This window comes from Ramlibacter cellulosilyticus (genome assembly GCF_014297465.1).
GTDB lineage: Bacteria > Pseudomonadota > Gammaproteobacteria > Burkholderiales > Burkholderiaceae_C > Ramlibacter > Ramlibacter cellulosilyticus.
This window is the reverse complement of record NZ_JACORT010000004.1, coordinates 261742-285509: the sequence shown is the minus strand read 5'-3', so window position 1 is coordinate 285509 and position 23768 is coordinate 261742. Positions and strand designations below refer to the sequence as shown.

Annotated in this window: 27 protein-coding genes and 1 tRNA gene; 15 read left to right on the top strand and 13 right to left on the bottom strand. The window is 69.7% G+C overall.

Annotated elements, in window-relative coordinates:
• Positions 1–3 precede the first annotated feature (3 nt).
• The 10 genes from H8N03_RS12275 (at position 4) to H8N03_RS26325 (ending at position 7734) form a co-directional block, all read left to right on the top strand.
• Positions 4–483 (top strand): low molecular weight protein-tyrosine-phosphatase, encoded by a 480-nt coding sequence (locus H8N03_RS12275; protein WP_187076464.1) that lies wholly within the window; start codon positions 4–6, stop codon positions 481–483.
• Between the two features lie 220 nt (positions 484–703).
• Complete coding sequence (gene iscR / locus H8N03_RS12270) at positions 704–1237, top strand: Fe-S cluster assembly transcriptional regulator IscR (protein WP_187076463.1); 534 nt, start codon at positions 704–706, stop codon at positions 1235–1237.
• Positions 1238–1274: 37 nt separating this feature from the next.
• Entirely contained in the window at positions 1275–2495 is a 1221-nt protein-coding gene (locus H8N03_RS12265) for an IscS subfamily cysteine desulfurase (protein ID WP_187076462.1), read from the top strand.
• A gap of 24 nt (positions 2496–2519) precedes the next feature.
• Complete coding sequence (gene iscU, locus H8N03_RS12260; protein ID WP_187076461.1) at positions 2520–2912, top strand: Fe-S cluster assembly scaffold IscU; 393 nt, start codon at positions 2520–2522, stop codon at positions 2910–2912.
• Positions 2913–2916: 4 nt separating this feature from the next.
• Entirely contained in the window at positions 2917–3240 is a 324-nt protein-coding gene (gene iscA, locus H8N03_RS12255; RefSeq protein ID WP_187076460.1) for an iron-sulfur cluster assembly protein IscA, read from the top strand.
• A gap of 5 nt (positions 3241–3245) precedes the next feature.
• A complete protein-coding gene (gene hscB / locus H8N03_RS12250; RefSeq protein ID WP_187076459.1) occupies positions 3246–3764 on the top strand; it encodes a Fe-S protein assembly co-chaperone HscB in 519 nt (172 codons plus the stop codon).
• Positions 3765–3774: 10 nt separating this feature from the next.
• Positions 3775–5634, top strand: coding sequence for a Fe-S protein assembly chaperone HscA (hscA, locus tag H8N03_RS12245; protein ID WP_187076458.1), 1860 nt, complete (start codon positions 3775–3777; stop codon positions 5632–5634).
• Between the two features lie 4 nt (positions 5635–5638).
• Positions 5639–5977 (top strand): ISC system 2Fe-2S type ferredoxin, encoded by a 339-nt coding sequence (fdx, locus tag H8N03_RS12240; protein ID WP_187076457.1) that lies wholly within the window; start codon positions 5639–5641, stop codon positions 5975–5977.
• 189 nt (positions 5978–6166) lie between these two features.
• The gene (locus tag H8N03_RS26330; protein WP_255428179.1) at positions 6167–6931 is read left to right on the top strand and encodes an FAD-binding protein; all 765 of its coding nucleotides are present in this window, start codon (positions 6167–6169) and stop codon (positions 6929–6931) included.
• The gene (locus H8N03_RS26325) at positions 6931–7734 is read left to right on the top strand and encodes a BBE domain-containing protein (RefSeq protein WP_255428178.1); all 804 of its coding nucleotides are present in this window, start codon (positions 6931–6933) and stop codon (positions 7732–7734) included. The genes H8N03_RS26330 and H8N03_RS26325 overlap by 1 nt, the downstream gene beginning before the upstream one ends.
• Positions 7735–7828: 94 nt before the next feature.
• On the opposite strand, the gene H8N03_RS12230 is transcribed toward H8N03_RS26325, so the two are convergent.
• The 13 genes from H8N03_RS12230 to H8N03_RS12170 form a co-directional block, all read right to left on the bottom strand.
• On the bottom strand, positions 7829–8683 hold the full coding sequence (locus tag H8N03_RS12230) for an isocitrate lyase/PEP mutase family protein (RefSeq protein WP_187076456.1): 855 nt from the start codon (positions 8681–8683) through the stop codon (positions 7829–7831).
• Between the two features lie 2 nt (positions 8684–8685).
• On the bottom strand, positions 8686–10023 hold the full coding sequence (locus H8N03_RS12225; RefSeq protein ID WP_354005110.1) for an FAD-dependent oxidoreductase: 1338 nt from the start codon (positions 10021–10023) through the stop codon (positions 8686–8688).
• Positions 10024–10027: 4 nt separating this feature from the next.
• Entirely contained in the window at positions 10028–11503 is a 1476-nt protein-coding gene (locus tag H8N03_RS12220) for a dihydroorotase (protein ID WP_354005109.1), read from the bottom strand.
• Positions 11500–11994 carry a LeuD/DmdB family oxidoreductase small subunit gene (locus tag H8N03_RS12215; protein WP_187076455.1) on the bottom strand — a complete coding sequence of 165 codons (495 nt, stop codon included), beginning with the start codon at positions 11992–11994 and terminating at the stop codon, positions 11500–11502. Before H8N03_RS12215 ends, H8N03_RS12220 begins: the two co-directional genes overlap by 4 nt.
• Positions 11991–13256, bottom strand: a complete 1266-nt coding sequence (locus H8N03_RS12210) for a 3-isopropylmalate dehydratase large subunit (RefSeq protein WP_187076454.1) — start codon at positions 13254–13256, stop codon at positions 11991–11993. The genes H8N03_RS12215 and H8N03_RS12210 overlap by 4 nt, the downstream gene beginning before the upstream one ends.
• Positions 13253–14224, bottom strand: coding sequence for a tripartite tricarboxylate transporter substrate binding protein (locus H8N03_RS12205; protein WP_187076453.1), 972 nt, complete (start codon positions 14222–14224; stop codon positions 13253–13255). The genes H8N03_RS12210 and H8N03_RS12205 overlap by 4 nt, the downstream gene beginning before the upstream one ends.
• A 1-nt stretch (position 14225) precedes the next feature.
• The gene (locus H8N03_RS12200) at positions 14226–14939 is read right to left on the bottom strand and encodes an ABC transporter ATP-binding protein (protein ID WP_187076452.1); all 714 of its coding nucleotides are present in this window, start codon (positions 14937–14939) and stop codon (positions 14226–14228) included.
• Positions 14936–15691: an ABC transporter ATP-binding protein gene (locus tag H8N03_RS12195; RefSeq protein ID WP_187076451.1), complete on the bottom strand. Its 756-nt coding sequence runs from the start codon at positions 15689–15691 to the stop codon at positions 14936–14938. The genes H8N03_RS12200 and H8N03_RS12195 overlap by 4 nt, the downstream gene beginning before the upstream one ends.
• Positions 15684–16682, bottom strand: a complete 999-nt coding sequence (locus tag H8N03_RS12190) for a branched-chain amino acid ABC transporter permease (protein ID WP_435531665.1) — start codon at positions 16680–16682, stop codon at positions 15684–15686. Before H8N03_RS12190 ends, H8N03_RS12195 begins: the two co-directional genes overlap by 8 nt.
• A 58-nt stretch (positions 16683–16740) precedes the next feature.
• On the bottom strand, positions 16741–17613 hold the full coding sequence (locus tag H8N03_RS12185) for a branched-chain amino acid ABC transporter permease (protein WP_187076450.1): 873 nt from the start codon (positions 17611–17613) through the stop codon (positions 16741–16743).
• 22 nt (positions 17614–17635) lie between these two features.
• Positions 17636–18853 (bottom strand): ABC transporter substrate-binding protein, encoded by a 1218-nt coding sequence (locus H8N03_RS12180; protein ID WP_187076449.1) that lies wholly within the window; start codon positions 18851–18853, stop codon positions 17636–17638.
• A 19-nt stretch (positions 18854–18872) separates the two neighbouring features.
• A complete protein-coding gene (locus H8N03_RS12175; protein WP_187076448.1) occupies positions 18873–19664 on the bottom strand; it encodes a GntR family transcriptional regulator in 792 nt (263 codons plus the stop codon).
• A 133-nt stretch (positions 19665–19797) separates the two neighbouring features.
• A complete protein-coding gene (locus H8N03_RS12170; protein ID WP_187076447.1) occupies positions 19798–20553 on the bottom strand; it encodes an SDR family NAD(P)-dependent oxidoreductase in 756 nt (251 codons plus the stop codon).
• A gap of 23 nt (positions 20554–20576) precedes the next feature.
• Here H8N03_RS12170 and dnaQ point away from each other — a divergent pair, with 23 nt between their 5' ends.
• From dnaQ to H8N03_RS12145, 5 genes are all read left to right on the top strand, one after another.
• Entirely contained in the window at positions 20577–21293 is a 717-nt protein-coding gene (gene dnaQ, locus H8N03_RS12165; protein WP_187076446.1) for a DNA polymerase III subunit epsilon, read from the top strand.
• Between the two features lie 23 nt (positions 21294–21316).
• Positions 21317–21391, top strand: a tRNA-Val gene (locus H8N03_RS12160).
• A 145-nt stretch (positions 21392–21536) separates the two neighbouring features.
• A complete protein-coding gene (locus H8N03_RS12155; protein ID WP_187076445.1) occupies positions 21537–21971 on the top strand; it encodes a universal stress protein in 435 nt (144 codons plus the stop codon).
• Between the two features lie 448 nt (positions 21972–22419).
• Entirely contained in the window at positions 22420–23346 is a 927-nt protein-coding gene (locus H8N03_RS12150) for a universal stress protein (RefSeq protein WP_187076444.1), read from the top strand.
• Positions 23343–23726 carry a hypothetical protein gene (locus tag H8N03_RS12145; RefSeq protein WP_187076443.1) on the top strand — a complete coding sequence of 128 codons (384 nt, stop codon included), beginning with the start codon at positions 23343–23345 and terminating at the stop codon, positions 23724–23726. The genes H8N03_RS12150 and H8N03_RS12145 overlap by 4 nt, the downstream gene beginning before the upstream one ends.
• Positions 23727–23768 lie beyond the last annotated feature (42 nt).

The following is a 23768-nucleotide window of genomic DNA, read 5'->3' as shown; positions in this document are numbered from 1 at the left end:
CCCATGGGCTACGCCGTCCTCTTCGTCTGCACCGGCAACATCTGCCGCAGCCCCACCGGCGAGGTGGTGCTGCGCCACAAGGTCCGCGAGGCCGGTCTGGAGGAGCGGGTGCGCATCGCCTCCGCCGGGACGAGCGACTACCACCTCGGCTGCCCGGCGGACGAGCGCAGCACGGACCATGCGCGGCGCCGCGGCTACGACTTGTCGAGCCACCAGGCGCGCCAGGTGCATGCGCTGGATTTCGCGCGCTTCGACCTCATCCTGGCCCTGGACCGGGGCCATCTCGAGCTGCTGCTGGACGACTGCCCGCCGCCCCAGCAGCACAAGGTGCGGCTCCTGATGGAGTTCGCGCCGCATGGCTTCCCGCAGGAGGTCGCGGACCCGTACTACGGCGGCCGGCAGGGCTTCGAACGGGTGCTCGACGAGATCGAGGCCGCCTGCGACGGCCTCGTGCAGCACATCCAGCGCGAACTCGCCGCCTGACCGGTCCTGCTGCACTGCAGAAAGACCGGATTACCCGAGAGCGGCGGCGGGTTTTCTGGTATACTTGACCGAAACAGTCAGGAAACCCAAGAGAGAGTCAAACACGGCCGGCAGCAGCAGCCCGGCCACGAGGGCCGGCACCAAGCCGGAGCATGGGTGGAGACGGCCTGGCGCGGGGGTACCGCGCAGGCAAAGCAAGCAAGCGAACAAGGAGCTAGCGATGCGTCTCACGACCAAAGGCCGCTTTGCGGTCACCGCGATGATCGATTTGGCACTGCGCCAGAACAATGGTCCCGTCACCCTGGCGGCGATCAGCCAGCGCCAGCACATCTCGCTGTCCTACCTCGAGCAGCTGTTCGGCAAGTTGCGCCGTCACGAGCTCGTGGAATCCACCCGTGGTCCGGGTGGCGGCTACACGCTGGGCCGCAAGGCCAGCGAGATCACCGTGGCCGACATCATCGTGTCGGTGGACGAGCCGATCGACGCCACCCAGTGCGGCGGCAAGGAAAACTGCAACGACGGCGGCCAGTGCATGACGCACGAGCTGTGGTCCGCGCTCAACCAGCGCATGGTGGAGTTCCTGGATTCCGTCACCCTGCAGAAGCTCGTCGACGACCAGCTCGCCAAGGGCATGCAGATCGAGGACAAGCCCACCCCCAAGCGCGCGATCTCCAGCGCGCCCGTGGTGAAGCCCATCCGCGTGAACGCGCCGAACTCGGTGTTCGCGCTGGGCAACCAGCTCGTCAAGCAGTAACAACCTCTTCCTCTTTGCCAGCAGAAGAACGCCAGCAATGGACATGACCCCGCATTTCCCGATCTACATGGACTACGGCGCGACGACGCCGGTCGACCCGCGCGTGGTCGACGCCATGATCCCCTGGTTGCGCGAGCACTTCGGCAACCCGGCCTCGCGCTCCCACGCCTGGGGCTGGGAAGCGGAAGAGGCCGTCGAGAAGGCGCGCCAGAACGTCGCCGACCTGATCGGCGCCGACCCGCGCGAGATCGTGTGGACCTCCGGCGCCACCGAATCGGACAACCTGGCGATCAAGGGCGCCGCCCAGTTCTACAAGACCAAGGGCAAGCACCTGATCACGGTGAAGACCGAGCACAAGGCGGTGCTGGACACGATGCGGGCGCTGGAGCGCGACGGCTTCGAGGTGACCTACCTCGAGGTGCAGGAAGACGGCATGCTGGACCTGGAGAAGTTCAGGGCGGCCATCCGCCCGGACACCATCCTCGCTTCCGTCATGTACGTGAACAACGAGATCGGCGTCATCCAGGACATCGCCGCCATCGGCGCGATCTGCCGCGAGAAGGGCGTGATCTTCCACGTCGATGCCGCGCAGGCCACGGGCAAGGTCGACATCGACGTGAAGAAGCTGCCCGTCGACCTGATGGCGCTGGCCTCGCACAAGACCTACGGCCCCAAGGGCATCGGCGCGCTGTACGTTCGCCGCAAGCCCCGCATCCGCCTCGAGGCGCAGATGCACGGCGGCGGCCACGAGCGCGGCATGCGCTCGGGCACGCTGCCCACGCACCAGATCGTGGGCATGGGCGAAGCCTTCCGCATCGCGAAGGAAGAGATGCACAAGGACCTGGAGCACGCCCGCCGGCTGCAGAAGCGGCTGCTGGACGGCCTCAAGGACGTGGAGCAGGTGTTCATCAACGGCAACATGGAACACCGCGTGCCGCAGAACCTGAACATGAGCTTCAACTTCGTCGAGGGCGAGTCGCTGATCATGGGCATCAAGGGCCTCGCGGTTTCTTCGGGCTCCGCCTGCACGTCCGCGTCGCTCGAGCCAAGCTACGTGCTGCGGGCCCTGGGCCGCAGCGACGAACTGGCGCACAGCAGCCTGCGCATGACCATCGGCCGCTTCACGACCGAGGAAGAGATCGACTACGCGGTTTCGACGATCAAGCAGAACGTCGCCAAGCTGCGCGAGCTGAGCCCGCTGTGGGAGATGTACCAGGACGGCATCGACCTGAACACCATCCAGTGGACCGCTCACTAAGAAAACAGGAATCAGGAGTACGAAATGGCTTATTCGCAGAAAGTCGTCGAGCATTACGAGAACCCGCGCAACGTCGGCTCCTTCGAAAAGGGTGACGAGTCCGTCGGCACCGGCATGGTCGGCGCGCCCGCCTGCGGCGACGTGATGAAGCTGCAGATCAAGGTGAACCCGTCCACCGGCGTGATCGAGGACGCCCGCTTCAAGACCTACGGCTGCGGCTCGGCCATCGCGTCGAGCTCGCTCGTCACCGAGTGGGTGAAGGGCAAGACGCTGGACGAGGCCGCGTCCATCAAGAACGCGCAGATCGCCGAGGAACTGGCGCTGCCGCCGGTGAAGATCCACTGCTCGATCCTCGCCGAGGACGCGATCAAGGCGGCCGTCGCCGACTACAAGAAGAAGCACACGGGAGCGAACTGAGGCGATGTCCGTGACACTGACCGAAGCCGCGGCCCGGCACGTGACGCGCTACCTTGCCAAACGCGGCAAGGGCGTGGGCGTGCGCCTCGGCGTCAAGACCACGGGCTGCTCGGGCCTGGCCTACAAGCTCGAGTACGTCGACGAGGTGGCGCCGGAGGACGTCGTGTTCGAGAACCACGGCGTGAAGCTCCTGGTGGACCCCAAGTCGCTGGCCTACATCGACGGCACGGAGCTGGACTTCGTGCGCGAGGGCCTGAACGAGGGCTTCCGCTTCAACAACCCGAACGAGCGCGACCGCTGCGGCTGCGGAGAGTCCTTCCGCGTCTGACGACGGTGAACCTGCATTACACCGATTTCGAACTCTTCGGCCTGCCGCAACGGTTCGCGCAGGAGCGCTCCGAGATCGATGCGCGCTGGAAGGAGCTCCAGCGCGAGGCGCATCCCGACCGCTTCGCGGCGCAGGGCCACACCGCCCAGCGCGCCGCGCTGCAGTGGTCCGTGCGCATCAACGAGGCCTACCAGCGCCTGAAGGATCCGCTCAAGCGCGCAGCCTACCTGTGCGAGCTGCTGGGCGCGCCGATCAACGCCGAGAACAACACCGCGATGCCGCCCGAGTTCCTGATGGAACAGATGGAGTGGCGCGAGGCGCTCGACGAAGCGGGGGGCGAAGAGGAGCTCGAAGGACTTTCCGAGCGCGTCCTCACGCGCCGCCGCGAGGTCCTGGCTTCCATCCAGCAGCTGCTGGACCTCGAAGCCGACGCGCCGGCCGCGGCACGGCAGGTGAGAGCCCTCATGTTCATCGAGCGCTTTGCGCACGACGTCGATTCGCGGCTCGCGCAACTGGGACAATAGCGGGCTCACCATGTCCCTCCTGCAGATCTCCGAACCCGGCGCCTCGCCCGACCCGCACCAGCGCCGCATCGCCGTCGGCATCGACCTCGGCACGACCCATTCCCTCGTGGCCGCCGTGCGCAACGGCGTGGCCGAATGCCTGCCCGATGCCGAAGGCCGGGTGATCCTGCCTTCGGTCGTGCGCTACCTCGGCAACGGCCGCCGCCAGATCGGCTTCGATGCGCAGGCTGCGCAGTCCGAGGATCCCGAGAACACCATCGCGTCCGCGAAGCGCTTCATGGGCCGCGGCATCGCGGACATCGTCAACCGCGAGAAGCTGCCGTACCGCTTCGCCGACCGTCCCGGCATGGTGACGCTGCACACGCGCGAGGGCGAGAAGTCGCCGGTGGAGGTCAGCGCCGAGATCCTGGCCACGCTGCGCTTCCGCGCCGAGGACACCTTCAACGACGACCTCTACGGCGCCGTGATCACCGTGCCGGCGTACTTCGACGAGGCGCAGCGCCAGGCCACCAAGGACGCCGCGCAGCTGGCCGGCATCCACGTGCTGCGCCTGATCAACGAGCCCACGGCGGCCGCCATCGCCTACGGCCTGGACAACGGCAGCGAAGGCCTCTACGCGGTCTACGACCTCGGCGGCGGCACCTTCGACATCTCCATCCTGCGCCTGTCGCAAGGCGTGTTCGAGGTCGTGTCCACGGGCGGCGATTCGGCGCTGGGCGGCGACGACTACGACCGGGCGCTCGCCGACTGGCTGTCGCGCCAGGCGAAGCTGGAGGCGGAGACCCCGTCCGAGAAGGCGCACATCAAGATGCTCGCGCGCCAGGTGAAGGAACAGCTGTCCGACGCGGACACGGTGACCGTGAACGTGGCGCTCGGCGGCCGCGCGGTCGACGTGCGCGTCTCGCGCAAGGACTTCGACCTGGAAACCGGCGACCTGACGGCGCGCACCATGGGCGCCGTGCGCAAGGCGCTGCGCGACGCGAAGCTCACCAAGGACGAAGTGAAGGGTGTCGTGCTGGTGGGCGGATCCACCCGCATGCCGCAGGTGCGCCGTGCCGTGGCCGACTTCTTCGGGCACGAGCCGCTCACGAACCTGAATCCCGACGAAGTCGTGGCGCTGGGCGCCGCGATCCAGGCGAACCAGCTCGCCGGCAACAACCCGGCCGGCGACCTGCTGCTGCTGGACGTCATTCCTCTGTCGCTGGGCATCGAGACCATGGGCGGGCTCGTCGAGCGCATCGTGCCGCGCAACGAGACCATCCCCACGGCCAAGGCCCAGGATTTCACGACCTTCAAGGACGGCCAGACGGCGATGGCGATCCACGTGGTGCAAGGCGAGCGCGACCTCGTGGCGGACTGCCGCAGCCTCGCGCGCTTCGAGCTGCGCGGCATCCCGCCGATGGCCGCCGGGGCGGCGCGCATCCGCGTGACCTTCACCGTCGATGCCGACGGGCTGCTGCACGTGTCGGCGCGGGAGCAGGGCTCCGGTGTCGAGGCGCACGTCGACGTGAAGCCGTCCTACGGCCTCTCCGACGAGCAGATCGCGAAGATGCTGCAGGAGAGCTTCACCACCGCCGAGGCGGACATGAAGGCCCGCGCGCTCACGGAAGCGCGCGTGGACGCCGAGCGCATGATCCTCGCGACGCAGAGCGCGCTGGAGGCCGACGGCGACCTGCTGGAAGCCGGCGAGCGCCAGGAGATCGACGCCTTGGTCGCCACGCTGCGCGAGACGATGAAATCCAGCGAGGACGCTTCCGTCGTCGAAGCCGCGGTGCAGGCCGTCGCCAAGGGCACGGAAGCCTTCGCCGCCCGCCGCATGAACGAAGGCATCCGCAAGGCGCTCGCGGGCAAGAACCTGGAAGCCATCTAACCCCATGCCCGTCATCAAGATCCTTCCCCATCCCGAGTACGCGCCGCAGGGCGCGCAGGTGGAGGCGCCCGCGGGCACGTCCATCTGCGAAGCGCTGCTGGACAACGGCATCGCCATCGAGCATGCCTGCGACATGAGCTGCGCCTGCACGACCTGCCACGTGGTCGTGCGCGAGGGCTTCGCCTCGCTCAACGAGATGGACGAGAACGAGGAAGACATGCTGGACCGCGCCTGGGGCCTGGAGCCCAACTCGCGCCTGTCCTGCCAGGCCATCCTGGACCACAAGGACGTGGTGGTGGAGATCCCGAAGTACTCCATCAACCACGCGAAGGAAAACCACTGAGGGGGTTGCTGGGGTGCGCTGCGCGCAACCCAGCCTACGGGGCGCAACCAATGGTTGTAGGGTGGCCGCGGCGCGCCGCGGGCAGGTGAGCGTCAGCGAACCCCACCGGACGCCGTTTCGCTCCGCGCCACCGTCGTTTCGTCGCATGCCGCTGGCGTCGCCGCATCCGGCACGGGCATCATCCGCGCCATGAAGCGCAGAACCCTCCTGCAGGCCGCCCTCGCGTCGCCGCTCGCCGGCAACGCCGCCGCCGGGCCGACGGAAGACGCCTGGAAGCAGCTCGCCGCCCAGACCCGCGGCGCGCTGGTCCCGGTGCGGAATCCCTGGCCCGCCTGCATCGCCTCGCCCGCCAGCGAAGAATGCTCGCGCCTCTTCCGGCAGGCGAAGAACCCGTACTTCCTCGGTGACGACGCGGCGCTCACGCAGACGCTCGGCTACGTGGACGCCTGGACCTCGTCGCCGAGTGCGTATGTCGTCGAAGCACGCAATGCCGCCGACGTCGCGGCGGCGGTGAACTTCGCGCGCCAGCACCGCCTGCGCCTCGCGGTCCGGGGCGGCGGCCACAGCTACCAGGGCACGTCCAACGCACCCGATTCGCTGCTCGTGTGGACCCGCCGCATGCGCGACATCCAGTTGCACGACGCCTTCGTGCCCCAGGGCTGCGCCGGCAAGGTCGCCCCCACGGCGGCGGCGAGCATGGCCGCCGGTGCGCTCTGGGTGCACGCCTACGACGCCGTCGCCACGCGCGGCGGCCGCTACGTGCAGGGCGGCGGCTGCATGACGGTGGGCGTCGCGGGCCTGGTGCAGAGCGGCGGCTTCGGCAGCTTCTCCAAGCGTTTCGGCACGGCGGCGGGCAACCTGCTGGAAGCCGAGGTCGTGACCGCCGACGCACTTCGCCCGCGGCGTACCGCCGCCTCGTCGGCCTGGCGCTGGACTTCTACGCCGGCTCGCTGATGAACCCGCACTGGGGCGAGCAGATGCGCTTCCGCCCCGGCCACGTGCTCTCCGTCGCCATGGTCTTCCAGGGCATGGAGCGCAGCCAGGCCGTCGCGACGTGGGAGCCTTTCCTGGACGCCATCGCGCGCGCGCCGCAGGACTTCTCGATCGACTTCGCGCCCCTGAAGATCGTCTCCACCTCGGCGCGCACCTTCTGGTCGCCCACGCTGCTGAAGCGCACGCTCGGCTTCATGAAGCAGGACGACCGCCCCGGTGCACCGGAGGGCAACGTGTTCTGGCCGGGGGACGAAGGCCAGGCCGGCCAGGTGCTGCACGCGTACGCGTCCACCTGGCTGCCGGCTGGCTTGCTGGAGCCGGCGCGCCGCGGCGCACTCGCTGACGCGCTGGTGGCCGCGGCAGCGCAGTGGGGCGTGGGGCTGCACTTCAACAAGGGGCTGGCGGGGGCGCCGCCGGAAGCCATTGCGGCGGCTCGCGACACGGCCACCAATCCTGCAGTGCTCGACGCGTTCGCGCTCGCGATCAGCGCGGCGAGCGGGCCGCCGGCGTATCCGGGCGTCGCGGGCCACGAGCCGGACGTTGCGCTGGGCCGGCGCCAGGCCCAGCGCGTGCATGCGGCGATGGGCGAACTGCGCAAGCTCGTGCCGCAGCCCGGTTCGTACGTGTCGGAGAGCGATTATTTCGAGCGGGAGTGGGAGAGGGCGTTCTGGGGGGAGAACGTCGAGCGGTTGCGCGCGGTGAAGGCGAAGTACGACCCGGAAGAAGTGTTTTCCGTGCACCACGGGATCGGTGGGGTTCGCTGACGCTCACCTTCCGCGGCTTCGCCGCGCCACCCTACAACGCGGGAACCGGTCCTGTAGGGTGGTGGTGAGCGAAGCGAACCCCACCGATCGGCCCTCATTCGTACCGCTTCCCCGCTTCGAGCAACTCGGGCGTCCCGATCACGCCATTCAACCCATCGAAATCCAGCATCTCCCCCCGCATCGCCGCCGTCGTCCCGTCCCTCTTCAAGGTCCCGTAATACCGCTGCAGGGTGTGCGCCACCGCGCGGGCCGTCCCGCCCGGGAAGATGACGATGCGAAAGCCGATGCGCCCCAGCTCCTGCGCGTCGAGCACCGGCGTCTTCCCGCCTTCCACCATGTTCGCCAGCAGCGACACCCGCGACGCGAAGCGCTCGCAGGCCGCGCGCATCTGCTCCGGGCTGCGCAGCGCCTCGACGAAGAGCGCGTCGGCGCCGGCTTCCAGGTAGCGCTCGGCGCGTTCCAGCGCCGCATCCAGCCCTTCGATCGCGAGCGCATCGGTGCGGGCCAGGACCAGCGTCTCGCCGCTGCGCCGCGCATCCAGCGCCGCGCGGATCTTGCCGCACATTTCCGCAGCCGGAACGACGGTTTTCCCCTCGAGATGCCCGCAGCGCTTCGGGAAGCCCTGGTCTTCCAGCTGGATCATCGCGGCGCCGGCGCGTTCGAAGTCGCGCACCGTGCGCTGCACGTTGAGCGCATTGCCGAAGCCCGTGTCGCCGTCGACGATGACGGGCAAGCGCACGCGGTCCGTGATGTGGGCGAGCGTCTGCGCGACCTCGGTGGCGGTGGTCAGGCCGACGTCGGAGCGGCCCAGCCGCGTGTAGGCGATCGAGGCACCGGAGAGGTACAGCGCCTCGAAGCCGGCCTGTTCGGCGGCCAGGGCGCTGAGCGCGTCGTAGACGCCCGGTGCGAGCAGCGGCTGGGGCCGCGCGAGGAGGGTGCGAAGGGACATGGTCAGTTCCTGGAGGCGAGCTGGGCGGCCGCCGTGTGCGCCGCGATCCAGCCGCCGGCCACGGCGCTGAGCAGGCCGTTGCCGGAGAGGTAGCCCCATACCGCGTTGCCGCTCACGCCGCGCGCGGCGCCGCCGGCGGCGAGCAGGTTGGGGAAGGTGGAGCCGTCCGGGCGGCGCACGCGACATTGCGCATCGATGTCGAGGCCGCCTTGCGTGTGGAAGAGGGCGCCGGTCACGCGCACGGCGTGGAAGGGCGGGCCGAGGCGCGCGATTTCCGGCGCGAGCGCGTCCGGGTGACAGCCGATGATCGCGGCCAGCCCTGCGCGGTCCTGCGCGGTGCGCAGCGCGCCGGCGGCCTCGGCCTCGCGGAAGTCGGGGAACTCGCGCGCGAGCGCCAGCTGCGCGTCGCCGAAGACGTTCCACGCGATGCCGCCAGGCTGCGCGAGCACGTCGACCGCCGCTTCCGAGTAGCCCTGCGTCTCGTCGTGGAAGCGTTCGCCGCGCGCGTTGAGCTGCACGCCGCCCTGCATCATCACCGCCCAGGTCATGAGCGCGCCTTGCGGCACCACCCAGGAACCATGGCCCTGGTAGCCGCCCAGGTCCGCCAGCGCGGCCCCCAGGGCCTGGCCCCAGAGGATGGCACTGCCGTCGTTGCCCGCGTGCCCGGCGAAAGTCGCATCGCGCATCTCCGGCAGCAGTTCGCGCACGAGGGCCGGGTTGCCGCCGAAGCCGTTGCAGGCGAGGACCAGCACGTCGCAGGCGATGCGCTCGTGCTCGCCGCCGGGGCGCTCGAGCGCGACGCCGAGGACACGGTCTCTCGCGTCGACCACCAGCTCCTCGACGCGTGCCGACGTGAGCAGGTCCGCCCCGGCCTCCACTGCCACGCGATGCAGCGCCGCGACAAGGGCGACGCCCGTGCGCTCCGGCAGGCTGTGCATCCGGTGCACGCGGTGCCCGGGGTAGAGGAAGTTGGCCAGCACCTCGAAGCAAAGGCCGTGTTCGCCCAGGCGGTCGAGCGCCGCGGCGCAGGCTTCGGCATAAGCCTGCACGAGGTGGGGCGCGGCCTGGCCCTTGGCCTTGGCGGCGATGTCCTCCGCGAACGTGGCGACGCTGTCCGCGATGCCGAGCGCCTCCTGCACACGGGTACCGGCCGCCGGGATGAATCCCGAGGAGAGCGCCGTCGAACCGCTGGGCGTCGCGTCCCGCTCCAGCACCGCGCAGTCCACGCCCGCGTCGCGCAAGGCGATCGCGGTGACCAGCCCGCACGCGCCGCCGCCGACGATCGCCACCGGCACCTGCACCGGCGCATTGAAAGTGTCGTTGCGGACGATGCGTGCCACGCGCTCAGGCCGTCGGCCGGAACAGGTACTGCCCGCGCGGCTGGCCGATCACGCCGCGGTCGTTCGCGTACACCTGCTCCCCGCGCAGGAACGTGGCCTCGACGCGCGCCGATAGTTCCAGCCCTTCGAAGGGCGTGTAGCCCTGCGTCGACGGCGAATCCTTGGCATGGATGGTCCAGGTCTTCGCCGGGTCGACCAGCGCCAGGTCGGCGTCGTAGCCCTCGGCGATGTCGCCCTTGCGGTTCAGCCCGAAGCGCTGCGCCGGCGTCCAGCTCGTCACGCGGGCCATGTGGTTGTAGCCCATGCCGCGCCGCGTGCCTTCGCTCACGAGCGCCGGCAGCAGGTACTCGGTGCCGCCGAAGCCGCTCTTGGCCATCCAGATGTTGCCGAAGTAGTGCTTCGGCACCTTCGTCTCGTGGCGGCAGCAGGCGTGGTCGGAGACGACCCAGTCCAGTTCGCCCGCGAGCAGGGCCTGCCAGAGGAACTCGACGTCCTCCCGCGGGCGAATCGGCGGGTTCACCTTGGCCAGTTCGGCCGCGGGGGAGTTGATGTCCAGCATCAGGTGCCCGATGGTCACTTCCCGGCGGAAGTCGATGTGCGGGAACACGTCGGCCATCATCAGCGCCGCCTGCACCGCCTTGCGGGAGCTGAGGTGCAGCAGGTTGATGTTGGGCAACGCGGTCTCGTTGGCGAGGTAGCTGGCGATGAATACGGCCAGCCCCTCCGAGTGCTGCGGCCGCGAGGCGCTGTACGCGGCGAGGCCGGACAGCGACTTGTCCTTCTCCACGATCCTGGTGTACGCCGTCATGATCTCCGCCGTCTCGCAGTGCAGCGACAGGGAGAGCTGGTGCGCGCGCTCCGGCATCTGCTCGCGAGCCGCCTGGATGCCGCGCATGATGAACTCGAAATGGGCGAAGTCGTAGCGCTGGTCCTCGCCGATCATGAGGAACTGGCGCTGCGAGTCGCTCGCCCCGTGCAGGCCGTGCGAGCCGTAGAACATGAAGATCTTGAAGCTGGCGACGCCGTGCTTCTCGATCAGCATCGGGATCTCCTCGATGTGCGTGCTGTCCATCGGCGCGAGGTGGTAGCCGTAGTCCACGTGGAAGCGGCCCCTGGAGAGCTCCAGCACCTCCGGATAGAAGTCGGCGTAGGGGCCGCCCTTGTTCAGGTAGTACTGCCCGGTGCGGAAGTAGTTGAGGCTGCTGGTCACGCCGCCCATCGCCGCGGCCTTCGACTCGGTGACGGCGTCTTCCGCCAGCGGGGAGTAGATGCCGCTGTGCATGTGCGCGTCCACGACGCCGGGGAAGGCGAGCAGGCCGCGGCCGTCGTGCACCTGCTTCGCCAGGCCGGCAGCCACGCCGGGCGCCACGCGCGCGAACTTGCCGTCGCGGATCGCGATGTCGCCTTCGTGCACCACGTTGCCGTGCGGGCGCACCACGCGCACGTTCTTGATCAGGAGGTCGTAGAGCGGTGTCGTCACGATGTCGTCCTTGCCTGGAATCGCTGTTGGAGTTGCGGAAGCAGGCCGCCCGCCTCGACCATGTCGAGGAGGAAGCCGGGAATGGGATCGGCCTGCAGCACGGCGCCGTCCTCGCGCGTGACGGTGCCCGCCCGCGCGTCGAAGGCGATGCGCTCGCCTTCGCGGATGGCCTCGCTGCCGGGGCAGGCGAGCAGCAGCAGGCCGAGGTTGAAGGCATTGCGGAAGAAGAGGCCGGCGAAGGAGGGGGCGATCACGGCCGCCACGCCCAGGTGGCGCAGGGCGGCCGCTGCCTGCTCGCGCGAGGAGCCGATGCCGAAGTCGCGGCCGGCGACGACCACGTCGCCGGGCTGCACGTTGCCTGCGAAGTCCGGGCGCAGCGCTTCCAGGCAGTGCTGCGCGATCACGTCCACGCCGTGCTGCATCCAGGCGCCGGGCGCGAGGGCGTCGGTGTCGACTTCGGCGCCCAGGCGCCAGACGCGATGCGCGCTCACGCGAGCACCTCGCGCGGGTCGACGATGCGGCCCGCCACGGCGGAAGCGGCCACGGTGTACGCCGAGGCCAGGTACACCTGCGTGCTCGGCGGCCCCATGCGGCCCTTGAAGTTGCGCGCGGTGCTGGAGATCACGGTCTCGTCGGCACCGAGGCTGTCGCCATAGCCGGCGCAGATGCCGCAGGCGCTGGGCAGCAGCTGCGCGCCCGCGTCCTGCAGGGCCTGCAGCGTGCCGTCGCGCGCGGCTTCGTCGCGGTCGGCGTGGCTGGCGGGGGCGACGAGCAAGCGCACGCCGTTCGCCACGCGCCTCCCGCGCAGCACCTCGGCCGCGAAGCGCAGGTCGTCGAGCTTGGCGCCCGTGCACGCGCCTATGTAGGCCGCCTGGATGGCGGTGTCCCGGAAGCGCGCCGCATCGCCCGCGTTCGCGGGACTGAAGGGGGCCGCCACCTGCGGCGCGAGCGCACCCGCATCGAAGGCGTGCTCCTCCGACGCGCTGCCCGGGTCCGAATGCCAGGGGGCGGTCTCGACGTCCGGCGCCCCGTGCGCCGCGAGCCAGTCCCGCGTGACTTCGTCGGGCGCGACCAGCCCCACCTGCGCGCCGAGCTCCGCACTCATGTTGGCCAGCGTCATCCGCTCCTGCATGGACAGCGCGCGGACCGCGTCGCCCCCGAACTCCACGGCCTGGTAGGCGCCGCCGTTCATGCCGAAGCGGCCGATCATGGCCAGCATCATGTCCTTGGCGGTCACGCCGCGCGCGAGGGCGCCGTCCCAGCGCATCAGGATCGTGCGCGGCACCTGCACCCAGATGCGGCCGGTGGTGACGACGCCCAGCATCTCGGTGCTGCCGATGCCGAACATGTACGCGCCGAAGGCGCCGCCGGTGGGCGAATGCGAATCACCGCCGACGCAGAACAGGCCGGGGCGGATGTGGCCGTGCTGCGGCACGACGACGTGGCAGATGCCGACGGAGTCGTACACGTGCGGCAGCTGCTGGTCGCGCGCCCAGTCTCGGGCGATGCGCACGATGCGCCGGGCATCGTCGCTGCGTTCCGGGACGTAGTGGTCCATCACCAGCACCACCTTGTCCTTGTCCCAGATCCCGGCACCCAGCTGCTCCAGCATGGGCTGGAGGCGCCGCGGGCCCGAGGAGTCGTGGAACATCGCCAGGTCCACATCGCAGGTGACGATCTCGCCCACGAGCACTTCGTCGCGCCCGGCCGCCCGGGCGACCAGCTTCTGCGCAAGGGACTGGGGCACGGTCATTCCGGCTTCGCCCCCGAGTACTTCACCACCTTCGCCCAGCGCACGATCTCCTCGTGCACGAAGCGGGCGAACTCGTCGGGCGCGTTGCCCACCGGTGTCGCGCCCTCGAACTCGATGCGCTTCTTCACCTCGGCAGAAGCGATCGCCTGGCGCGCGGCATCGCTCACACGCTTCACCAGCTCGGGCGGCATCTTCGCCGGCCCGAACAGGCCGAACCAGGCGCTGGACTGGTAACCGGGCAGCACCTCCGCGATCGCGGGCACGTCCGGGTACTGCGGCAGCCGCCTCGGGCTGGTCACGCCCAGGGCCTTGAGCTTGCCGGCCTTGAGGTGCGCCTGCGCGTTGCCCACGTTGGCGAACATCATTTCCACCTGCCCGGCGAGGACGTCCTGGATGGCCGGCGCCGTGCCCTTGTACGGGATGTTCACGATGTACGTGCCCGACATCATCTTGAAGGCCTCGCCGGCCAGATGGACCGAGGAGCCGAGCGAGCCGATGGCGAAGTTCAGCTTGCCGGGCCGCGACTTCGCCAGCGCGATGAGTTCACGCACGTTGTTCGCCGGCACCGACGGGTTCGCCACCAGCACCGCGGGCGACGTCGACACCATGGTGAGCGGCGTGAAGTCCTTCTCCGGATCGAACGGCAGGGTCGGATACAGGCTGGCGTTGATCGCATGGCTGGTGAAGCTCATGAGCAGCGTGTTGCCGTCCGGGGCCGCGCGTGCCACGGCTTCGGCGGCGATGTTGCCGCCCGCGCCGGGGCGGTTCTCGACGACGACGGTTTTGCCAAGCGCCCGCCCGAGTTCCTGGGCGAGCGTGCGCGCCATGGTGTCGGTGGTGCCGCCCGGCGGCGCACCGACGAGGATGCGCACGGGCGCGGGCGAGGCCTGCGCGAAGGCGGTGCCGGCGGACGCCAGCACGAGCCCTGCGAGGAGCGTGCGGCGAAGAAGGGAGGGGGACTGCGTCATTTCATACACCGAGGTAAGCTTGGCGAAGGCGATCCGTTGCGAGCAGCTCCGCGCTGCTCCCGGAGAACTGCACGCTGCCGTTCTCCAGCACGTAGGCGCGCTGTGCGATCTCCAGCGACTGCGCCACGTTCTGTTCCACCAGCAGGATGGCGAGGCCTTCCGCGTGCAGCCGTCCGATGAGGCCGAAGAGTTCTTCCACCAGCAGCGGCGAAAGCCCGAGCGAGGGCTCGTCGAGGATCAGCAGGCGCGGCTCGCCCATGAGCCCGCGGCCGATGGCCAACATCTGCTGCTCGCCGCCGCTCATGGTCCCCGCGAGCTGCGTGCTGCGCTCCCGCAGGCGCGGGAAGATGGAGAACACCCGTTCCAGGTTGTCGGCGCGGCGTGCCCGCGCGCGTGCGAACGAGCCGAGCTCCAGGTTTTCACGCACCGTGAGGTTGGGAAAGACCTTGCGGCCTTCGGGCACGTGCAGCAGCCCGCGGCCGACCACGGCGCGGTAGTGCGCGCCGGTGATGTCCTCGCCGTCGAAGCGGATGCTGCCGCCGCGCGCCGGGACCAGCGCGCTGACGGTGTGGTTGAAGGTCGTCTTGCCCGCGCCGTTGCTTCCCAGGAGGGCCACGATCTCGCCCGGCGCCACGTCGAGGTCGATGCCGCGCAGCACTTCCACCGCGCCGTAGCCGCTGCGCAGCCCCCGCACCGACAGCAGGGCTTCGCTCATGCGGGCTCCACCAACCGGCCCAGTCGCTGCGCGGTGCCGTGCCCGAGGTAGGCCTCGATGACTCGCGGGTCGCGCGTGACCTCGCCCGGGCTGCCCGCGGCGATCAGCTCGCCCTGCGAGAGCACCCAGACGTGCGAAGCCAGGTGCATCACGGCCTGCATCACGTGCTCGATCATCAGCACGGTCACGCCGCCGTCGGCGATGGAGCGCACCACCGGGACCATCTCGGCGACCTCCTGCGGGTTGAGGCCCGCGAGCACTTCGTCGAGCAGCAGCAGGCGAGGGCGCGTCGCCAGCGCACGGGCGAGCTCCAGCCGCTTGCGCCCGGCCACGGTGAGGTCGCCTGCGGGCTTGTCCAGCTGGGGCGCCAGCCCGACGCGCTGCGCCACCCGCTCCGCTTCCGCGAGCGCCTCGCGCCGGCCCGCGCAGTGCAGGTGCGCACCCACGGCGATGTTCTCGCGCACCGTCTGGGCGGCGAAGGGCTGCACGATCTGGAAGGTGCGCGTCATGCCGCGGCGCGCATTGAGGTGCGGAGGCACGCCGGTGATGTCCTCGCCCGCGAAGACGATGCGGCCGGTGTCCGGCCGGAGGAAGCCGGACATCAACGCGAAGAGGGTGGTCTTGCCGGCGCCGTTGGGTCCGATGAGGGCGGCGATGCGGCCTTCCGCCAGTTCGAGCGACACGTCGCGAACCGCAACGAGCCCGCCGAAGGACTTGGAAACACCTTCCAGGCGCAGCAACGGGCTAGCCACGCAGCACCTCCTGCGGCGGCTCGGCCACGCGTGGACGCGACCAGAGGCTGCGCACCGACTGCCCCAGGCCCAGGATGCCGCGCGGCGCGAACATCACGATCGCGACCAGCACGGCGCCGTAGATCACCATGTTGATCCCCGGCAGCGCGCCGAAGAGGCTGCGGGTGAAGTCGGCCAGCAAGTGCAAGGCCAGGGCGCCGAGCACCGGGCCCCACAGCGTGCCCAGCCCGCCGACGATGGCCGCCACCAGCGCCTCGACCGACGTGTGCGGTCCGTAGGCGATTCCCGGATCGATGTACTGGAACACCTGCACGTACAGCGCCCCGGCCGCACCCATGAGGGCGCCGGACAGCGCGATGGCGCCCAGCTTCACCCGGAACGGATCCACGCCGATGGCACGCGCGGCGTCCTCGTTGTCGCGCACCGCCTGCAGCCGCGCACCGAAGCGCGAATGGCGCAGCCAGGCCGTGGCGAGCAGCGCGATCGTGACCAGGCCCAGCGCGATCCACACGAAGCCGCGCCGGTCGGCGAACTGCATGTTGGCCGCGCCTTCCTTCAGCGGCACCATGAGGCCGACGCCGGCGCCTGTGAAGGGCACGGAGAGCGCGAGGATGCGGAACACCTCCGCAAAAGCGAGCGTGACGAGCGCGAAGTACGAGCCTCTCAGGCCGTAGCGGAAGGACAGCGCCCCGACGAAGACGCCCACGAGCGCGGCAGCGCCCACGCCGAGCGGCAGCGCCAGCCACGGATTCATGCCGCCCTGCAACTGCGCGATGGCCTGCACGTAGGCCCCGGTGCCGAAGAACAGCGCATGGCCGAACGAGAACTGCCCGCCGTAGCCCCCCAGGAGGTTCCAGGCCTGCGCCATGAGGCAGGCGTACAGCGCCATCATCGCGAAGTTCAGCAGGACGCCCGAACGCGCCGTTGCGGCGACGATCGCCACGACGACCACGAACGCCGCGATCTGCAGCAGGTCGCGCTTCGGAGTCACTGGACTACCCTCCGCGCTACGCGCTGCGGGGCTATGAGCCTTGGGGCGGCCCGGCGGCTCATGCCTTCGCCCCGAACAGCCCTTGCGGCCGGAACAGCAGCACGGCGATGAACAGCAGGAAGATGCCGACCTGCCCCAGTGACTCCCCGAGCCAGAGCCCGCCCAGCGACTCCACCACGCCGATCAGCAATCCTCCGAGCAGGGCGCCGGCGAAGCTGCCCATGCCGCCGAGGACGACGATGGTGAACGCGACCAGCACGAAGCCGTTGCCCACCAGCGGATTCACGTAGTACGCCGGCAGCAGGAAGCAGGCCGCGGCCCCGAGGCAAGCCAGCCCGATGCCGAAGCTCATGGCGTACACGTGGTCGACGTCGATGCCGACCAGCCGCGCCCCCTGCTTCTCGCGGGCCACGGCGCGGATCGCGCGGCCCAGGTCGGTGCCGCGCACGATCCACAGCAGCACCGCCGAAGCCACCAGCGCGCCCGCGAAGGCCACGAGCTTGGGCACCGCGATCATCGCCGGCCCGATGGCCACGGTCGCCAGCGTGTAAGGCGTGTCGATCGTGCGCGTGTCCGACTTGAACGCCAGCAGCGCCAGGTTCTCCAGCACGATGGACAGCCCGAGCGTCACCAGCAGGATGTTCTCGTCCTTGCCGTGGCTCGCGCGGTTGATGATCCCCCGCTGCAGCGCATAGCCGGCCACGAACATCAGCGGCACCATCGCCGGCAACGCGAGATAGGGATCGATGCCCAACGAAGTCTTCAGGAAGTACACGCCGTACAGCGCCATCATCAGCGCCGCGCCATGCGCGAAGTTGATGATGTGCAGCACGCCGTAGATCAGCGTGAGGCCGAGGGCCACCAGCGCGTAGACGGCGCCGGTGGTGAGCCCGTTGAGGACGGCCGGGAACAGGATGCCGAACTCGAACACCGTGCTGCCCCCGGGCGTGCGTTCAGGCCTTCAGCGGGAAGATGGGATCGGCCTGGCGGTAATCGCGCGGGATGATCACCTTGATGTCGTTGTCCAGCACCTGCGTCATGAGTGGTTGCGCCCCGGTGTTCTGTCCGTTGACGAACTTCGTCGGGCCGTACGGCAGGAAGTGGTCGCTGAAGGTGCTGGTCTCCAGCGCGTTGATGATGGCGGCGCGATCGGCGGACTTGCCGCGCTCCAGCGCATCGGCCAGCAGCCGCATCGCGGTGTAGGTGAGGAAGACCTCGTAGCTGTAGAAGAGGTTCTTCGCTTCCGTGCGCTTCTTCAGGTCGAAGGCGCGCTTGTCCTTCGGGTTGAACCAGTGGTTGCAGTCGATGATGCCGCGCGCCGCGTCCGGGAACTCCTTGACGAACTTGTAGCTCGACGCCGCGCCGCCCAGCACCGAGTAGATCGCCTTGGGCATCACCTTCTGCTGCTGCATGGTGCGCACCAGCAGCGCGTACTCGTTGTAGTAGTTGGCGGGGATGACGATGTCCGGGTTCACCGCCTTCATGCGCAGCACGATGTTGTTGAAGTCGCGCGTGGGGTTGGCGTGCTTGATCACCTCCTTGACCTCGTAGCCGTACCCGGGCAGCTCGCGCGCGAGGAGGTTGGCGGTGCCGGTGCCGAACAGCGACTCCTCGTGGATGATCATCACGCTCTTCGCGGGCTTGCCCGCGGCGGTGTTCAGCACGTGCAGGTTGGCCAGCGCGACCTGCGCGCAGGTGGTGTAGCCTGGCGCAAAGCGGAAGGTGTTCTTCAACCCGCGCTGCACGATCTGGTCGGCGACGCCCACGTCGACGATGTGCGGCAGGTTGTACTTGGCCGCCGCCTGCGTGGTCGCCAGGCAGATCGCCGAGGCGTACGCGCCCACGATGCAGCTCACGCCGGCCTCGTTCATCTTCTCGACTTCCGCCGTGCCGGCCGCCGGCGTCGACTGCGCGTCTCCGAGCAGCGCCTCCAGCTTCGCGCCGCCGAGCGACTTGATGCCGCCCGCCTTGTTGATGTCGTCGATCGCCATGAGCGCGCCTTCGCGGCACTGCTGTCCGGAATAGGCCAGCGCGCCCGTCACCGGGTGCAGCACGCCGACCTTCACCGTCCTGGGCTGCGCGCCGCCGACGAGCGGGAAGGCGAGGGCGGCGGACGCGGCGCCGGCCTGCGCGACGAAGCGGCGGCGGTTCAGGGAGGGCACACGGCTCATCGAGGTTCTCCTTCGTGGTTCAGTGGAACTGCGCGGACAACTCGCGGCTGACCCATACCTGCGCGGCGATGTCGCCGACGCGGGACAGCTGCATCTGGTACTCGTAGCGATCGGGGCGGTACAGGCCGTGCAGCCATTGCACGGGCCGGCCCGCGTCGTCGTGGATCAGGCGGCGCACCGCCAGCAGCGCGGAGCCGACGGCGACGCCGAGATGCGTGGCCACCTGCGCGTCGGCCAGGCGGGCGGAGATGTTCTGCTGGGCGCCGCCCACGCGCACGCCGGCTTCCTCCAGCAACACGAGGATCGGCTTCTTCGCCAGCTCGCGCTTGCCGAAGCCGCGGGCGAGGTCGCCCGGCACCCAGGTGGTGATGAAGGACAGCGGCCCTTCGCGCGTGGAGCGCACGCGCACGGCCTTCTGCACCGCGGCGCCGGGCGCGAGCTGCAGCGCCTGCGCGATCTCGCCGGACGCGGCGACCGAGGCGACTTCCAGCACGCGCACCGTGGTGTTCTGCGTCATGCTGACGATGTTTTCCAGCAGGCCGGTGAGGCGCGTGGTCTTCTGGCGGGCTTCGTCCACCGCCTGCGGCTCGCCGGCGGCGAGCGGGCGCGTGCCGCGGCCGCGCTCGCGGCAGATCAGGCCCTCGCCGGCCAGCTGCTGCAGCGCGCGGCGCACGGTGACCCGCGCCACGCCGAACTGCCGCATCAGCGCCAGTTCACCGGGGAGCCCCTGCGCGAAGCGCCCTTCGTGCAGCTGCTCGCGCAGCACCAGGTAGATCTGGTGGTACTTGGGCAGGGGGAGGGCGTCCGCCATGGCCGCGGATCGTCCACCGGTCCCAATGTACTGTCAATGGGACATTTGATGGGACATTCCCGCACGTACGGGCCGCGTTCCCGTAGGCTGGCGGCCGCTCGCGGCCGGAAGGTGCGCGAAGCGCACCCCAGCATCATGCGGCCGCGTACCCGCCGTCCACCGGGATGGCCGCCCCGGTCACGAAATCGCTCGCATCACTCGCCAGGAACACCGCGATCCCCGCCAGGTCCTGCGGCGTGCCCCAGCGCCCCGCCGGCGTGCGCGCCAGCACGCGCTCGTTCAGTCCCGGGACCTGGTTCCTTGCACCGACGGTCAGCTCCGTGTCGATCCACCCGGGAAGCACCGCATTCGCCTGGATGCCGTCCTTCGCCCACGCTAACGCGAGCGACTTGGTGAGCTGCACGATGCCGCCCTTGCTGGCGCAGTACGCGGGCGCGTAAGGCGCCCCGAATAGCGACATGATCGACCCGATGTTGATCACCTTGCCGCCGCCTGCCTTCTTCATCAGCGGATAAGCCGCGCGGGCGCAGAGGAAGGCGCCGGTGAGGTTCAGGTCCATCACGGACTTCCACTCGTCCAGCGTGAAGTCCTGCGGCGGCTTGCGCACCGTGCTGCCCGCGTTGTTCACGAGGATGTCGAGGCGCCCGTGACGCCGGTCGACGTCCGCGAACAGCGCCTGCACCGCGGCTTCGTCGGTGACGTCGCAGGCCTGCGCCTCGGCGCGGATGCCCAGCGACTGCAGTTCGCGCAACGCCGCCGCGGATTTTTCCGCGTTGCGGCCCACGACGATGAGGGTGGCGCCGGCCTGGCCCAGGCCCCGCGCCATCCCGAGGCCGATGCCTCCGTTCCCGCCCGTGACGAGGGCGATCCGCTCGGTCAGGTCGAACATGCGCTCAAGCATAATCCCCGACCATGCGCCAGATCGTCCTCGACACCGAAACCACGGGTTTGTCCGCAGAAGCCGGCGACCGGATCATCGAGATCGGCTGCGTCGAGCTGGTCGCCCGCAAGCTGACGGGCAACAACAAGCACTGGTACCTGAACCCCGAGCGCGACTCGCACGAGGACGCGCTCAAGGTCCACGGCATCAGCAACGAGTTCCTCCGCGACAAGCCCAAGTTCGCCGCCGTCGTCGACGAACTGATGGAGTACTGCGCGGGCGCCGAGATCATCATCCACAACGCCGCCTTCGACATCGGCTTCCTGAACAAGGAGCTGGAGTTGCTCGGTCGCAAGCCCTTCACCGGCCACGTGGCCAAGGTGACGGACACGCTGGCGATGGCCAAGGAGATGTACCCCGGCAAGCGCAACAGCCTCGACGCGCTGTGTGACCGCCTGGAGGTGGACAACTCCGGCCGCACGCTGCACGGCGCGCTGCTGGACGCGGAGCTGCTGGCGGACGTCTACATCAACATGACGCGCGGCCAGGACGCGCTGCTGATCGACGAAGTCGACGCCGGTGCCATGGGCGCCATCGTCACCCGCGTCGACCTGCGCCAGTTCACGCTGCCGGTGCTGCTCGCGAACGACCAGGAAGCGGCCGCGCACGAGGAAGTGCTGAAGCAGTTGGACAAGGCTTCGGGCGGGAAGACAGTCTGGCGTCAGGTGCCGATTTCACCTGTGGCATAATCGCGGTCTTGCCAAACGGCAACGGGTGATTAGCTCAGCGGTAGAGCACTGCCTTCACACGGCAGGGGTCACATGTTCGATCCATGTATCACCCACCAATTCAGGCAAACGCCACCTTCGGGTGGCGTTTTGCTTTGGGGCACACGTTCCGGGAGTCCTTGTTCGGAGACGGCGTCTCTAGAATGCGTCGAACAGCGAGTCACCGCGACCGCGCGTCGCTGCATGCGAAATGGAGGTGCGCCGATGTTCGAGAAGATCCTGATGCCCACGGACGGCTCCGACGTTTCGCTCGGCGCCGCGGAACGCGCGATCGAACTGGCGCGACTGGCGGGCGGCACGCTGCTGCTGGTGTTCGTGCACGAGCGCTACCCCTACGGCGGCGTCGGCACGACCAACACCGCCGGCCTGCACGAGCACCTGGCCAAGGGCCAGCGCCTGGCCGCCGAGGCGTTCGAGCGCGTGCGGGGCCTGGCCGAAGGGAAGCAGGTGCGGATCGAGACCGCGGTGCTCGAAGGCGACGAGCCGGCCGAACGCATCGTCGAGGCGGCGCGGTCCGCGGGCGTCGAACAGATCGTGATGGCTTCGCGCGGGCGTACGGGTGCGGCGCGCCTGCTCCTGGGAAGCGTCACGAGCAAGGTGCTGGAACTCTCCGGCGTGCCGGTGCTCGTGGTCAAGTAGCAAAGCCCCCGGCCTCCTTGCCAGAATCGACAGGCCGCCTGCGGAATTTCGCACGGCGGCCTACACTTGCTCCCATGGCTCGACGCTTTGCTTCGCAACACGACACGTCCACCCGCTCTGTGCGGGCCGCGGCGGCGCGCGCGTGCGCAACGTCGCGGCCGGGCATGCAGCGCACTCGCGCACGCTCCTAGGCCCAGCGGCCACCTCTTTTCCCACCAAGCGCCATCCAGCGACCCTCGGGCAGCAGCCCGACGCGCTCGCCATGGAGTGGCTTCGTGCAGACCTCGACCCTCGGCGGGCGCAAGCTCACCGGGCTTGATTTCACCCGCCTGGGCTTTAGCCCGCGGCATCGGCTGATCGTCCTGCCGGAGGGCGTCACGTGATCGCCGCAAGCGGCCCGTCACCTGCCTGCGCAGGACCTTGCGCAGCCCTGAACAAGGAGAACGACATGACCATCCGATCGATGCTGGTGGCAACGGACCTGTCCGTGCAGGACCGGTGGACGCTGCAGCGGGCCTGGCACATCGCGCGCGCGCACGGCGCGACCGTGCGCCTGATGTACCTGCCTCCGGCCGGCCAGCCGATGGCGGCCACGGCCGCTGCGCGCCTGGCGCAGACGGTCCGCGAGCTGGAACAGGCCCACGGCTTGCGCGTGCAGGTCGTGGCAGTGCGGCAGGAGCAATCTTTCGACGACCTGGTGGCGCAGGCGCGCGGCGCGGACCTGGTCGTGCTGCCGCACCGGCGCGAGCGTTCCACGGCCGCCTTCTTCCGTGGGCAGCCCGTGCTGCGCCTGCTGCGCAGCGCCGGTCGCCCGGTGCTGGTGCTGCGGCGTGCGACCAACGAGCACTACCGGCGCATCCTCGTCGCAGTCGACCTCTTGCCCGGATCGGCGGCGCTCGTGCAGTTCGCCGCGGACCTGGAGGAGCGTGCCGGACTGGAGATCTTCCACGCGGTCGGCACCCGCGAAGAGGCGGTGCTGCGCTCGGCGGAAGCCGCGGAGAAGGTGGTGCGCGCCTACCGCGCCGGGCGCCTGCGCCGTGCGCAGGAGCGGCTGGTGACGCTGAGCGATTCGTTCACGGCGCGACGCAACCGCGTGCTCGCCATGGCGGGCCGCGGCGACCCCGGCCGCCAGGCCGTGGTGCAGCAGGAGCGCTCGCGCGCCGACCTGGTCGTGCTCGGCAAGGGCCGCAGTTCCGCCTGGGGGGACTTCTTCTGCGGCAGCGTCGCCCATCGCGTCCTCAGCTGGGGCAGCAGCGACGTCCTCGTCGTGCCCGACGCCCACCTGCAGGCGAGCGCGCAAGTCGCGCCCCGCCGCATCCACGAGCCATCGCGTCCCGCGCTGGCCCTGTCAACCATCGGAAGGAGAGCCCCATGAAGAACCGTTACCTGACCCACGAAGAAGCCGGACTCGTCGAAGAGGCCGCCGAACAGTGGCTGCGCATGCGCGACGTGGAATTCAATGCGGGCGAGGAGGCCGCGGCGCTGATCGCGCGTTGCCAGCTGCGCGAGCCCGGTTGCGAGCGGCGTGACGTCGCCACGCTCGATCGGACGATCCTGCTGGAGGTGCCGGGGCACCCGGCCCCCGTTCCGCTGACGCTGGTGCGTCCGCAGGACGAGGACCTCTGGCAGGGGAGGGTCTCGTTGCTGGGCGAGCTGGGCTTGCCCATCATCGGCCACGTGGTGGGCAGCCACGTCAGGCTGCCGCAGGGCCTGGCCCGGTTCGTCGGCTTCGACCCTGCGGGAGCGAGCGCATGACGAGGCCTTACGTCGCGTTCCTGCTCTCCCTGCTGGCGGCTG